This window comes from Solwaraspora sp. WMMD406, assembly GCF_029626025.1.
Taxonomy (GTDB): Bacteria; Actinomycetota; Actinomycetes; order Mycobacteriales; family Micromonosporaceae; genus Micromonospora_E.
The window spans coordinates 6,497,500-6,510,063 of record NZ_JARUBF010000001.1; the positions used below are offsets into that span (position 1 = coordinate 6,497,500).

15 protein-coding genes are annotated in these 12,564 nt (G+C 71.7%); 5 read left to right on the forward strand and 10 right to left on the reverse strand.

The genetic code is table 11. The annotated features are described in order from the left end of the window. Positions 1–2 precede the first annotated feature (2 nt). Positions 3–2,468, reverse strand: coding sequence for a diguanylate cyclase (locus O7632_RS29015; RefSeq protein ID WP_278118933.1), 2,466 nt, complete (start codon positions 2,466–2,468; stop codon positions 3–5). A gap of 101 nt (positions 2,469–2,569) precedes the next feature. On the opposite strand from O7632_RS29015, the gene O7632_RS29020 reads away from it, so the two are divergent. Both O7632_RS29020 and O7632_RS29025 read left to right on the forward strand, forming a co-directional pair. Next, a complete protein-coding gene (locus O7632_RS29020) occupies positions 2,570–3,190 on the forward strand; it encodes a 5-formyltetrahydrofolate cyclo-ligase (RefSeq protein ID WP_278118935.1) in 621 nt (206 codons plus the stop codon). A gap of 99 nt (positions 3,191–3,289) precedes the next feature. Beyond that, positions 3,290–3,691, forward strand: a complete 402-nt coding sequence (locus tag O7632_RS29025) for an FmdB family zinc ribbon protein (protein WP_278118937.1) — start codon at positions 3,290–3,292, stop codon at positions 3,689–3,691. Positions 3,692–3,730: 39 nt separating this feature from the next. Here the strand turns inward: O7632_RS29025 and O7632_RS29030 are convergent, their stop codons facing one another. Next, the gene (locus tag O7632_RS29030) at positions 3,731–3,919 is read right to left on the reverse strand and encodes a hypothetical protein (RefSeq protein ID WP_278118939.1); all 189 of its coding nucleotides are present in this window, start codon (positions 3,917–3,919) and stop codon (positions 3,731–3,733) included. Between the two features lie 90 nt (positions 3,920–4,009). Here O7632_RS29030 and O7632_RS29035 point away from each other — a divergent pair, with 90 nt between their 5' ends. Then, entirely contained in the window at positions 4,010–4,375 is a 366-nt protein-coding gene (locus O7632_RS29035; protein WP_278118941.1) for a translation initiation factor 2, read from the forward strand. A 45-nt stretch (positions 4,376–4,420) separates the two neighbouring features. Here the strand turns inward: O7632_RS29035 and O7632_RS29040 are convergent, their stop codons facing one another. Then, the gene (locus O7632_RS29040; RefSeq protein ID WP_278118942.1) at positions 4,421–4,900 is read right to left on the reverse strand and encodes a DUF2231 domain-containing protein; all 480 of its coding nucleotides are present in this window, start codon (positions 4,898–4,900) and stop codon (positions 4,421–4,423) included. Positions 4,901–4,983: 83 nt separating this feature from the next. Here O7632_RS29040 and O7632_RS29045 point away from each other — a divergent pair, with 83 nt between their 5' ends. Both O7632_RS29045 and O7632_RS29050 read left to right on the forward strand, forming a co-directional pair. Continuing rightward, a complete protein-coding gene (locus O7632_RS29045; RefSeq protein WP_278118944.1) occupies positions 4,984–5,430 on the forward strand; it encodes a Fur family transcriptional regulator in 447 nt (148 codons plus the stop codon). Positions 5,431–5,443: 13 nt separating this feature from the next. Continuing rightward, positions 5,444–6,328, forward strand: a complete 885-nt coding sequence (locus O7632_RS29050) for an oxygenase MpaB family protein (protein ID WP_278118946.1) — start codon at positions 5,444–5,446, stop codon at positions 6,326–6,328. Between the two features lie 62 nt (positions 6,329–6,390). On the opposite strand, the gene O7632_RS29055 is transcribed toward O7632_RS29050, so the two are convergent. The 7 genes from O7632_RS29055 to O7632_RS29085 form a co-directional block, all read right to left on the reverse strand. Continuing rightward, the gene (locus O7632_RS29055; RefSeq protein ID WP_278120490.1) at positions 6,391–7,284 is read right to left on the reverse strand and encodes a PD-(D/E)XK nuclease family protein; all 894 of its coding nucleotides are present in this window, start codon (positions 7,282–7,284) and stop codon (positions 6,391–6,393) included. A 197-nt stretch (positions 7,285–7,481) separates the two neighbouring features. Then, complete coding sequence (locus O7632_RS29060; RefSeq protein ID WP_278118947.1) at positions 7,482–8,096, reverse strand: MarC family protein; 615 nt, start codon at positions 8,094–8,096, stop codon at positions 7,482–7,484. Between the two features lie 85 nt (positions 8,097–8,181). Further along, entirely contained in the window at positions 8,182–9,057 is an 876-nt protein-coding gene (locus O7632_RS29065) for a PHP domain-containing protein (protein WP_278118948.1), read from the reverse strand. Beyond that, positions 9,054–10,415, reverse strand: coding sequence for a hypothetical protein (locus O7632_RS29070; RefSeq protein WP_278118950.1), 1,362 nt, complete (start codon positions 10,413–10,415; stop codon positions 9,054–9,056). Before O7632_RS29070 ends, O7632_RS29065 begins: the two co-directional genes overlap by 4 nt. After that, entirely contained in the window at positions 10,412–11,323 is a 912-nt protein-coding gene (locus O7632_RS29075; RefSeq protein ID WP_278118952.1) for a SigE family RNA polymerase sigma factor, read from the reverse strand. Before O7632_RS29075 ends, O7632_RS29070 begins: the two co-directional genes overlap by 4 nt. A gap of 161 nt (positions 11,324–11,484) precedes the next feature. After that, positions 11,485–12,366 (reverse strand): PH domain-containing protein, encoded by an 882-nt coding sequence (locus O7632_RS29080; RefSeq protein ID WP_278118953.1) that lies wholly within the window; start codon positions 12,364–12,366, stop codon positions 11,485–11,487. Between the two features lie 6 nt (positions 12,367–12,372). Then, a complete protein-coding gene (locus O7632_RS29085) occupies positions 12,373–12,531 on the reverse strand; it encodes a hypothetical protein (protein ID WP_199757972.1) in 159 nt (52 codons plus the stop codon). Between the last annotated feature and the right edge of the window lie 33 nt (positions 12,532–12,564).

Here is a 12,564-nt window from a genome sequence, read left to right on the forward strand (position 1 = left end):
GACTATCGGCCACGGCTCTGTCGCGGCGGGTGTGGCCCGAAAGACGCGCCGCTGGCGGGCGGCAGTCCACTCTCCGGGGCGCCCGCGCCGCCGCCGGTGGCGGTCGGTCGAACCCGCACCAGCGCCCGCTTCGCTACCTGGAACGTGTCCCGGCCAGCCGCTTTGGCGGCGTACAGCGCGTCGTCGGCCGCGTCGAGCACCTCCTCGCCGGTATCGGCGTGATCCGGGTAAACGGCAATCCCGATCGATACCGTCACCGAGATCGCGGTGCGGTCCCGACCACTCGTACCGGTGTGCGCGTCGACCCGGACCGGGCTGTCGCGGACCGCCGCGCAGAGCCGCTCGGCGACGATCGCCGCACCCCGTATGTCGGTCTCCGGCAGCAGCACGACGAATTCCTCGCCGCCTTGGCGGAAGGCGAGATCGACCTCGCGGATCTCCGCGCGGATCCGCCGGGCGAACTCGACCAGGACGCTGTCCCCGGCGGCGTGCCCGTGTGTGTCGTTGACGTCCTTGAAACGGTCCAGATCAAGCGCGAGTACGGCGAGCATCCGACCGAACCGGGTGGCCCGTTCGATCTCCCGGCGGATCGACTCACGCAGGTGCCGGTAGTTCCACAGCCCGGTCAGCGGATCGGTCACCGACAGCCGCTCGGCTTCCTTGTGCATCCGTACGTTGTGCACCGCCACCGCCGCGTGCCCGGCGAACGTCCGCAGGGTGATCAGGTCCGCGTCGTCGAACTCGTCGCCTCCGAGCCGGTCGTAGACGGCCAGTACGCCGAAGGCGGCCGGTGCGTTCGCGGGCCGCGTGCCGCCGGGCCGGCCCACCGCCGGGTCCATCGACAGTACGCCGGCCTCGGTGCTCCAGTCCGGCACCGAGAACGGCACCGCCACGTACGTCCGGCAGGACGGCTCGTACGCCGACAGCGGCGGACCGTCCCGTTCGATCCGGCCACGACGCGCCTGACCGCTCAGGGCAACCGTGCCGAGCAGTCCGCTGCCGAGCGGCACGTGCAGGACGCCAGGTGTGCCGGCGGACATGCCGGCTGGCGTCCCGGCTGGCGTCCCGGCCGGCGTCCCGGCGGAGACGGCACCGGAGACGGCACCTACCGACGATGTGCCCTCGGCGGCGGTCGTCGTGCCGTTGCCGGGCCGGGCCGGCGTGCTCTCCCCCACGGCTGGATCGTCGGCACCGCCGGAGGTGGTGGGCTGTCCGGCCGACGGGCTGGAGGACTGGCCGACGAGGACACCGGCGACCGGGTCCAGCACCAGCACGGCACCGTCGCGGGCGCCGGTGGCAGCGAGCGCGGTCTGCAGGATGACCCGCAGGATGCGTTGCAGGTCGTGGGTGCTCGACAGGGTGTCACCGAGGATGGTGAGCTGGCCGCGCAGCTGGTCCCGGCTGGCGGTGAGCGCCTGGACGTACGCCTGGGCTTCCCGGGTCATCCGATTGAAGATCGCCGCGAGCTCACCAACCTCGTCCGAGCCGCGTACCGGAACCCGGGCGGTCAGGTCGCCGTCGACGACCCGGCTGGCCGCGTCCGCGAGTTCCGCCAGGGGCTGGGTGGTGGACCGGGCCAGCCACCACGCCGCGATGACGGCGAGCAGTCCGGCCAGGACGATCGTCGCGATCAGGACCGCGTAGAGGCCGGGGAGCTGTTCCCGGGGCGTGGACAACGCCATTGGCAACGGCTGGTCGGCGCCGGGCCCGATCCACCGTACGTGTCGACCGTCGTGGGTCGAGGCGGTACTTCCCTCGTCGAGGCCACTGACGGCCTCGATCACCGCGCTGCGCGCGTCCGCCGGTTCGGTGCTGTGCACGATGGCCGAGCCGGTCGTGTCGCCGAACAGGGTCACCGCGACGCCGCTGGAGGCGGCGAGCCGGGCGACGAAGTCGGCGTCCAGCAGTTGCGCCGCGGCGACCCAGCCGATCATGGTGCCGTCCGGATCCCGCATCTCGACCCGCACGGACACGGCCGGTGCGGACTGTCGTAACCCAGGCACCCCAGCGGCCTGACCGGTGGAATCGGTGGAGATCGTGGGTACTGACGTCGGCTCGGCGGAGGTCGTGGGTGTTCCGGCGGAGGTCGCGGGTGTTCCGGTCGGCTCGGCGAAGCCGTCGTCGGCCCGCCCGACCGGGCAGCCGATCCAGGGCAGCTCGGGAGCGTCGGCGGTGACTGCGATCGGCGTCCCGTCCGGCTCGGTCACCCGGACGGCCGACGCCAGTTCGCGGGCCACCACCTGGTCGGCTGCGGCCTGGGCCTGCTCCGGATCCGACAGGAGGGCCACCGCCCCGGCCGCCGCCTCCAGCTGCCGGCAGAGGGCGCTGATCGAGGTACGGATGCTGGTCGCCGCCAGGTCGAGACGCTCGGTGGAGCGACTCTGCCCGACCGCGGCCACGGTGGCACCGACGAAGAAGGCACCCAGCAGGACCGGCCCGAGCACGACCGAGAGGAATGCAGTGGTCAATCGTCCACGCAGGGTCACTCTTCCCCCAGAGGCTTCTTCACCTGATGGTGCGATGCTGACACAACCCAGATATTTCGCAGCACGTGCCACAGGAGTGTTGGGTGTCGGATTTTCCCGATGGAGCTAATGCCTACTCGTTGCCCAAGGACAGACTCCGAACCGCCATTCTCGCCCGCCGCCGCAACCTGACCGCCGCCGACCTCATTGCCGCCCGCCAGTGCATACATGCTGAGCTGCGCAAACTGGTTCGTCGGTACGCACCGGGCCTGGTGGCCGGGTACGTCCCGATCGGCCGTGAGCCGGGCGGGGCCGACCTGCCGGACCTGCTGGCGGACGCGGTCGGCCCGGCGGGTCGGATCCTGCTGCCGGTCACCCTGCCCGATGGCGACCTGGACTGGGCACCCTACCGGGGAGCGGAGCGGCTCCGACCGGTCGGCCGTGGTCTGGTCGAGCCGGTCGGCGACCGGCTGGGTCCGGCTGTGGTCGCCGACGCCGCGCTCATCGTCGTACCGGCGCTCGCGGTCGACCGGCGTGGCGTCCGGCTGGGTAGGGGTGGCGGTTCCTACGACCGGGCGTTGGCGCGGGCCCGCGCCGACACCCCACTCGTCGCCCTGCTACACGACGGCGAGTTGCTGCCGGAGCTGCCCGCCGAGGCCCACGACCGACGGGTCACCGAGGTGATCACCCCGGCCGGCTGGCGGCCGGTGCCGGCGGCCGAATGAGCTACGGCACACTTTCGCTGGACGAAAACAGGTCCGATGACGCACCATTGGCACTCGAATAGGTCGAGTGCCAATGGCCAGCCACGTTCGGAGGAGACCGTGCCCACCTACCAGTACGCCTGCACCGCGTGCGGACACCAACTCGAGGCGGTGCAGTCCTTCACCGACGACCCGCTGAGCGAGTGCCCGGACTGCGCCGGGCGGCTACGTAAGGTCTTCAACTCGGTCGGCATCGTCTTCAAGGGCTCGGGCTTCTACCGGACCGACTCCCGTGGCGCCGACGGCAAGAACGCTGGCGGCGCGAACGCCTCGCCCACCGACAAGCCGTCGACCGGGAAGAAGGACTCCGCCACGTCGGCCGACGGCGCGGCCACGTCTGGTTCCGGCGGCTCCAGCTCCGGCGGCGGCGCGGGGGCGGCGGCGAGCTCGGGGGCGGGCGGTTCGGCCTCGCCCGGCGGTACGGGCAAGGCGCCGGCAGCGGCCAGTTCGACCACCACCTGACCTGGTACGGCTACCTCGCCGCCCGCAGGGCCAGCACGCTCAGCCCCAGTGCGGAGGGCGCTCGGCGAGCAGCCGTTCGTCGTTGGAGCCGATCTGGTCACCCCAACCATGGTCGGTGTCGTCGACGCTCCGCTCCGGCGGCAGCGGAAGATCGTCATCGCTCAGATCCACCAGGCGGTCGGCGTCCCCGCTACGCCTCTCGGGTACGGACTCGTCGAGATCACGCACGGGTCACAGGATACCCGTACCGGTCGGCCGGCTCGGCCCCCCGCGCCGGCCACGGCGATCCGGTACGCCGTCATTGGTAGCGTCGCCACTGTGAGCACAGATCGCGGCGAGCCCGACGACGGCTTCTGGCGGCGTCCCGCGTCGGCCCCACCGGGTGTCGGTCCTGACCCGGGCACCGGCTCTGGACCGGCGACCGGCCTCGGACCGACCGGCACCGGCGGTGGTCCGGCCGCGCCGACCTATCCCGGACCGCCCGCTGCCGCGCCTCCCCCACCTGGCTGGCGGCCGCCGTTGGTCGTTCGGCCGGCACCGCCGCGATCGTTGCCGCCCCAGGACATCGAGGCGGTGGAAAACGATGAACGCAACGCCCGGACGGTCACCTATGGCGTCGGGATGATCGCTGCCGCGGTACTGGTCATCGTGATCTGTCTGCTCTGCTCGCGGGTGCTGTTCTGAGCCACGTGCTGTGCCGAGCCACACCTGCTGGTCGGAGCCCGGCGGTCAGAAGTTCCCCCACACCGCCTGGGCACCGCTGTCGCCGGCCAGATAGGTGTAGACGGCGGTCATCCCGGCCAGGGCCACGACCACGACCACCAAGGCGATGGTCAGCCAGCCCGGTGCCTTGGTCGCCCGGCCCCGGGCACTGGTCAGGAAGATCAGCAGACCGGTGGCCAGCGCCAGGCCCAGGCTGAACCAGAACGTCAGGTCGCCGTACCGCTGATGCTCGGCGACCTGGTCCAGGATCTGCGCCGGATACCCTCGCTCCACGAGATCCTGCTGGAGTGCCTCACCGGTGGTGGTCGCCAGGCCGGCGGCGATCGGGGCGACGACCGCGAGCAGGGCGACCGCCCAGCCGATCCGGCGCCGTAGCCGGGGCACGAGCCCGTAGACGAGCGCACCGAGGACGAGCAGCGGCACGAACACCACGGCGGCATGCACCACCAGCGGATGGGCAGGAATGCCCTGGATCTCCTCGATCACCGGTCCTCCTCGGATCGTGCCGTGACCACGATAGTCGCCGACTCTATCTTGAACCCCGCTCACCTGCGTGTTTCGATGAAAGGATGTCGGCGGCGGAGCAACTGCGCAGCAGGGGTCTTCGGGTGACCCGGCCGCGCACCGCCGTGCTCGACGTGCTTGCCCAGGGTGGCCACCTGGGCGTCGCCGAGATCGCCCGGCAGGTACGCGGTCGGATCGATTCGGTCTCCACCCAGGCCGTCTACGACGTGCTCGACGCGCTGACCCGGGCCGGTCTGGCCCGACGCATCGAACCGGCCGGCGGCGCGGCCCGTTACGAGGCCCGCACCGGCGACAACCATCACCACCTGGTCTGCCGACGCTGCGGGGAGGTCAGCGACGTCGACTGTACGGTCGGTTCCGCGCCCTGTCTGGAGCCTGGCACCACCCACGGCTTCGACATCGACGAGGCGGAGGTCACCTTCTGGGGCCTCTGCCCGGCCTGCCAGGCCACCGGCGTGGAACGGCTGCCGACGGCGACCAGCAGCGCATGACGGCCAGCGGTACGTGACGGCCACCCGCCACCGGCCGGACCGGTCGGCCGCCACCAGCGAAGACCTCGGGCTGTTCGGGCCGGACTCGGTCACCTGGCGGGTCCACGACGAGCCGATCCTCATCGTCGCCGGCCTCCGCTCGCTCTACCTGCAGGCGCTGCACCCGCGCGCCATCGCCGGCGTCGCACAGAATTCCAGCTACCGGGCGGACCCGTTCGGCCGGCTGACGCGGACCTCGATCTACGTCGCGACCACGGTCTGGGGCACCACCGCCGAAGCGACCGCGGCCGGAGCACGAATCCGCCGGTTGCATTCCCGGCTACGGGCGACCGATCCGGATACGGGGACCGAGTTCCGCGTCGACGAACCCGAGCTGCTGCGCTGGGTGCACGTCGCCGAGGTCGAATCGTTCCTGACCACCGCCACCCGGGCCGGGCTGCGGCTGAGTCCGGACGAGGTGGACCGCTACTACGCCGAACAGCGACGGAGCGCGGCCCTGGTCGGCCTGGACCCGGACAGCGTGCCGGGCAGCGCCGCCGAGATCGCCGCCTACTACCGGCACATCCGGCCCCAGCTGAGGATCACCAAGGACGCCGCTGACACCGCGCTGTTCCTCACCGCTCCGCCCGTGCCCGCCGGGCTGAGCCTGCCGTGGCGGCTCGGCCTCGGGCTTGGCCCGCCACGGCTGGCGTACCTCGGCGTCGCGGCCACCGCCGCCGGGCTGCTGCCGTCCTGGGCCCGGCGCATGTACGGCGGGCTGGGTCTGCCGACCACCGACGTGTGCGCCGCGCTCTCGGCGCGCGGTCTGCGGCTGGCCCTGCGGGCTGTACCGCGCGATCTGGTGGAGGGCCCGCTCCGCAAGGCCGCCCGAGACCGGGCCGGCCGGCTCGACCCGTAGCCGGGCCCGGCCGGCAGCCCGAAGCAGGGGCCCGGCCGGCAGCCCGAAGCAGGACCAGCCGCTCACTCCGGAGCCGGACGCGGTCCCGGCGGATCGTCGACCGGAACCACCGCCGCCGGCCGATCGGCCGGTTCCGCCAGCATCCGTTCCACCGCCGCCCACTGTGGCTGCTCAGGCACCTGCCGGCCGGCGGGGCAGGTACGTCGGTAGTCGCACCAGCCGCAGAGGGTGCTCGGGGTGGTGGGAAACGCGGTGTCGGGATCGGCACCACGCGCGACCGCCTGCTCCGCCGTACCAATGTCCGCAGCGGTCGCCTCGGCCCGGGAAACCTGCCGGGCCAGTGAGTCCTCGGTGTGTTCGAAGGCGCTGACCGTACCGGTCGGCAGGTGGTGCAGCTCCACCCGGCGACACGGGCGGCGGAACACGCGCTGCGCGGCGAAGGCGTAGAGGGCGAGCGCCGACGACCCTCGGGCGTCGTCGTCGGTCAAGGTCGCCCGGCCGGTCTTGTAGTCGACGATGACCGCTTCCGGGCCGCGCGGGCCCGGCCGGGAGTCGATCCGGTCGGCCCGTCCGTTGAAGGCCAGAACGGCGGTCTTCACCGCGACCACCCGTTCGACACCGAGCGGCTCGTCGGTGGGGTCGATCGCCGACAGGTACGCCTCCAGCCACCGCGACGCCTGCCGGAACGCCGCTCGTTCCTGGGTTTCGTCGCGGTAGCCCTCCCGTACCCAACTGCCCTTGAGCAGGGTGGCCGCGCTCTCCGGCCGGCGGTTGCCCGGCGCGGCCGTGAACCAGCCACGTAGCGCGGTGTGCACGCTGGCCCCCAGCGAGTTGTGGGCCCAGGGCGGCCCTTTCGGCGGAGCCGGCCGATCCAGGTAGGTGTATCGGTATCGGCGGGGGCAATCGGTATAGGCCGACAGCTTGCTCGGGGTGCACACGAACAGCCGTTGCGGCATGCCGTCGAACCCGAGTTGCTCAGCCTGGGCCGGTCCGCGGTCGGTTCGGCGTCCAGTAGCGGCAGCGGGCCGGGCGGCGGCCCGGGCGGCGCCGGCCGGCCGCCACGATGCCGGATCGCCTGGGGAGGGAAGGCTTGGCACGAACCGATCCTGCCATCCCGGTCGGACATCGTCGCGGACGGCACCCGACGACGCGATCACCCGGCCGCCAGATAGGACCGGACGAACGCGGCGATCGCGTCGGCGATGAGCTGCACCGCGATCGCGGCGAGCAGCAGGCCGGCGATCCTGGTCAGGACTTCGATTCCGCCCGGGCGCAGTACCTTGACGATGACGCCGGAGAACTGCAATGTCAGCCAGACGACCACCATGACCGCGACGATGCCGAGCGCGATCGCCAGATAGTCGGGTGGGTCCGCCGCACGCTGCACGAACAGCATGGTCGCCACGATCGCGCCGGGCCCGGCCAGCAGCGGGGTGCCCAACGGCACCAACGCGATGTTCGACGTGGACTGTCGGCTCGGGTCGTCGGCCTTGCCGGTGAGCAGTTCCAGCGCCACCAGGATCAGCAGCAGCCCGCCCGCCGCCTGCAGGGCGGGCAACTCGACGTGCAGGTAGGCCAGCAGCGTCCGGCCGGCGACCGCGAACACCACGATCACGCCGAGCGCGAGCGCCACCGCCTGCCAGGCGGCGCGGCGGCGGTCGCGCACCGGCAGCGCACCAGTCAACGCGAGGAAGATCGGCACCATCCCGGGCGGGTCGGTGATCACCAGCAGGGTCACGAAGACCTCGCCGAACAGCGTGACGTTCACCTGGTCAACCTAGCGGCCGGCGGATGACCGGTTCCGGGGCGGGGACGATCGCGCGCCGCCGCCGGGTTGGACGCGGCGACCAGGATCAGAGCGGGGGTACGCCGTACGCCGCGTCGACGATTCGCTCGTACATCTGCGGACCGGTGGTGTACGCGCCCAGCCGGACGGTCTTGTGCGTGCCGTGGAAGTCGGACGATCCGGTCACCAGCAGATCGAGCTCGGCTGCCAGCCGCCGCACGTGCGCACGCTCGTCCGGCGAGTGATCCGGGTGGTCGGCTTCGAGGCCGGCGAGTCCGGCCGCGGCCAGCTCGACGATCAGCGAGTCGGGTACGGTCCGGCCGCGCCGGGTGGCTCGTGGATGCGCGAACACCGGGACGCCGCCGGCGTCTCGGACCAGCCGGACGGCGGTGAAGACGTCGATGTCGTCCTTGGGCAGCCGGTAGCGTTCGCCCAGCCAGTGCGGGGCGAACGCCTCGGTCGTGCTGCCGACCAGGCCGGCCCGGATCAGTGCCTGGGCGATGTGCGGCCGGCCGACGGTGCCGCCGGCCGCGTAGCCGAGGACCTCGTCCCAGCTGATGTCTACGCCATCGGCGCGCAGCAGGTCGACGATCCGCTCGCCGCGTACGACGCGTGCGGCCCGGACCCTGGCCAGTTCCGCCACCAGCGGCGGGTCTTCCGGGTCGAACAGGTAGCCGAGCAGGTGCAACGGGATCGATGGTTCGATGCCGTACCAGCGGCAGGAGATCTCGGCGCCCCGGATCAGGGTGAGCCCGGCCGGCCGGGCCCGGGCCGCGTCGGCCCAACCGCCGGTGGTGTCGTGGTCGGTGATCGCCACGACCCGCAGGCCGGTCTCGGCGGCGGCTCGGACCAGGGCCTGCGGCGTCGACGTGCCGTCACTGGCGGTCGAGTGGGTGTGGAGATCGATCTGTCCGGCACCGTCGTTGTCGGCGGCGGATGTCATCGGAAGTCCGTCAGGGCGCCGTCCACCAGAACCGGATGAGCATCGGACAGGTCGAACATATCGGTCGGGAGCTCGTACCGCTCGACCGCGCCGTCCTGCCCGGTGCTGATCCGGTCGACGTTGATCCGGACCAGTTGCTCGTCGTCGGCCACGTGCACCACCGTCTCCGCGTCGGCCCAGACCGCGGTTCCGGTCAGCCGCGGACCCGCCTCACGAATCGCCGCCGGCTCCTGATCGAACACCTCGCCGAGGTCGACCAGCATGGCGAGTTCGGTTTCGGTCGTGGACCGGGTGTCGGCCGTGCCATTGGCCATCAGCCACCGGCCGTCATGGGACACCGCGCCACGGCCGTCGCTGGTCAACGGCAGGGCGCAGACCGTCTTCGAGGCGGCCAGTTCACGTCGGACGTCGAGCAGGGCCAGGCAGGATCGTCCCGCGACGTCGTTGATCTGGGCGACGATGCTCTGTCCGTCCGGTAGGGAGCCGTAGACGGCGGTTGCCGTCTCGTTCCAGGTCGGCTGGAACTGGCCGCGTCCCGGCCACCAGACGTCGTACCCGGCGGGGTTGTCTTCGCCGTCCGCGCGGGCCATCAGCACCGCGTCCCCGGCGAAGCCGACCGGTCGGGTTTCCGGGGAGACAGCGGTGTGTTCCAGGTCGGCGAGTTCGCCGTCGACGAGCCTGGCGACGGCGACTTCGGCTCCGGTCCGCCAGGCGATCCGGGTGCCGGCCGGGTCGAACACGACTCCGTCGACGCCCGGGAGGACGACCCTGGGGGCGGCCGTGGCGGTGACGAACCAGACGCCGGTCTCGCCGGACGGCTGTTCCTCGACGAGCAGCCATCCGTCCGGGATCCGGCTGGCTTGGGAGACCGCGGCGATCGGCCCGAGGTCGATCCGCCGGCCGTCGCTGGTGTGCAGTCCGTCGGCCAGTACGACGTCGACCGGCGGTACCTGCGCCGCCGCCAAGGGTTGCCGGCGCAGGTCGTCGCTCAATGGCAGCGGAGCCGCTTGGGCGGCTGGTCCGGTGGTGGTGGCGCCGCTGGGCGTGACCATCAGCACCGGTGCTTCGGCGAGGAGCGCGGGAGCGGGAGTGGCCGCTGGCGCCAGCCCGGCCGCCAGTGCGCTCGTCGATCCCGCCAGGCAGACACCGGCCAACGTGGCGGCACCGATCCGGTTGCGGCGGACCCGTCGAGCGCGGCGGATGGCCCGCTCCGCTGGATCGACAAGGCTCGGTGCGCGGACCGTCTGGTCGACGAGACAGTCCCGCAGGGCTCGTTCGAGGTCGTCGGTGGCCACGACAGGTGGACGCCGCCGCAGGGCAGGATGGTTGTCGCGGGTCGGCCGCGAGACAGGCGTCACGGCTGCTCCGAACTGGTGCCCGCGTAGACGGGGAGCGGCAGGACGCATCCGGCGGGCAGGGCCGCCGGCGGTGCGTCGGCGCGACCGTCCATGGTCGCTGGTCTCGCGTTCGGGACCGGGGTCGTACCGCCGTCCGGTGCGGTGGTCGTCGCCGCCATGGCCGGTGCCGCCATGGCCGGCCCGGCAGGCGAGGTGGCAGGTGTCGCGGGGCTCGGTCTGATCGGGACATCCGGCCTGACTGCTACCGGCCTGACTGCTCCCGACCTGGTACGGGTGCTCGGCAGGGGCCCCGTGGTGGTGGCCGAGGCACCCGTCCCGGCGTCGCGGCGGAGCCGGGCGGCGGGGATGGTACGCCGGGCCGCGCCGGACGCCGACGCCCCGGCCGATTCGGCGACCCGCCGACGAACCTCGCCACCCTCGGCGGTCAGCTTCTTGCGTAGCGTCGTGAGAGCCCGCGAGGTCTGGCTCTTCACCGTTCCCGGCGAGATGTTCAGCAGCGCGGCGGTCTGCGCTTCGGACAGATCCTCGTAGAAGCGCAGCACCAGGACCGCCCGCTGTCGAGCAGGCAGGGCCTTGACGTGGCGCCAGAGGACGTCGCGGTCGAGCTGTTCCTGGATCATGTCGGGACCGGCCTGCTCCGGCAGGTTCTCGGTCGGGCGTTCGCCGTGCCAGCGGCGACGCCACCAGCTGGTCGCGGTGTTCACGAGCACCCGGCGGGCGTACGGCTCCACCGCTTCGATCTCACCGAGCCGTTTCCACGCCAGGTACGTCTTGGTCAGCGCGGTCTGCAGAAGGTCCTCTGCGGTCGCCCAGTCCCCAGCGAGCAGGTACGCGGTGCGGAGCAACGCTCCGGAGCGGGACGCGACGAAGTCGCGGAAATCGTCCTCCACCGACCTTTTGGGCGTCACCAGCGGCCTCCCCCGTCACCTGTGGATACCGTACGCCGGGCGGTCCACCGGCAGGAGCCCGCTCGCGGCACGCGTGGTGTGGTGTACAGCATCCGACATCGGACGGATCCGGCTGCGGTGATCGTCCCCGGCTGGTGCGGTCGTCTCCGGTCGGGGCGGTCTCATCCCCCGTCGTCTTTGGCCGCGGCTTCTTCCTTGCTCAGCCGTGCCTCGACAGCCTGCGGCTCGTACATCTCCTCGACGACCCGCAGGTAGAGCTCGTTGGGGTTGGGCAGGTTCTTGACCTCGCGCAGCGCCTGTTCCTGACCGGCGGACTCCAGGATGAACGTCCCGTAGTTGAGGAAGCGACCAAGCGGAGACTGTTCGTATTTCATGTCGGTGACCCGCAGCAGCGGCATCATCGCGACGTTACGGGTGATGATGCCGTTGACCACCATCACCCGTTTGTTGGTCAGGATGAAGCGGTCGAACCACCAGTCCGCGATCTTCCAGCCGACCCAACCGAGCACCCCGAGCCAGATCAGCACGGCCACCGTGGTCAGACCGCCGACGTCCTGACCGGCCAGGAACCCGGACAGGTAGCCCAGGACGAACGTGGCGACCACGCCGACCAGCAGCGGGGTAATCAGATGGATCCAGTGTCGCTTCCACTCGCCCCGGTAGCGTTCGGTCGGGAAGAGGTAGCGCGCCACCAGCGGGGTCGGCTCGTCTTCCAGCGGGAGAACCCGGCGCGGTTGCACCGGCATGCCGGAGGCGTCGGCCTGCAGTCCAGCGATCTCGTCGGCCGAGATGTCCGGCGGCGAGTAGCTGATGATCGGCTCTTCGCGCACCCGGCGGGTGCCGCCGCCAGGATCACCGGCGTAACCGGCGCCTCGCGAGTAGGACGGCCCGTCGGAGTACGCGGGACCGTCGGAGTAGGACGGCCCGTCACCGAAGTGTGGGCCGTCCTCTGGGCGAATCTGCGGAATCGGTTCGGTGTCACGCTGGCGGCGCCGACGTGCAGCTTCGTCGTCAGCGTCGAAGGGCTCAGAGGGGTTGCCCATGGGCGGCTAAGCGACGAGGCTGGTGAAGAAGTCGCCGAAGCCTTGCGCGATGTCGACGATGCCGCCGCCAACCGACTTGAAGACGTCGGCCGCCGAGTCGGGCCGGAACGCGACGAAGAAAATCAAGAACGCGATTCCGCCCCAGGTGAGGACCTTCTTGACCATTGCGGGCCATCCCCCTCCGTGTGGCGCGCCGCG

Excerpts from the sequence above, each read along its gene's own strand:
- O7632_RS29055 (WP_278120490.1), bottom strand. The coding sequence starts at position 7,284 with ATGCCGCAACGGCTGTTCGTGTGCACCCCGAGCAAGCTGTCGGCCTAT.
- O7632_RS29085 (WP_199757972.1), bottom strand. The coding sequence starts at position 12,531 with ATGGTCAAGAAGGTCCTCACCTGGGGCGGAATCGCGTTCTTGATTTTC.
- O7632_RS29045 (WP_278118944.1), top strand. The coding sequence starts at position 4,984 with ATGTCGGCGGCGGAGCAACTGCGCAGCAGGGGTCTTCGGGTGACCCGG.
- O7632_RS29080 (WP_278118953.1), bottom strand. The coding sequence starts at position 12,366 with ATGGGCAACCCCTCTGAGCCCTTCGACGCTGACGACGAAGCTGCACGT.
- O7632_RS29065 (WP_278118948.1), bottom strand. The coding sequence starts at position 9,057 with ATGACATCCGCCGCCGACAACGACGGTGCCGGACAGATCGATCTCCAC.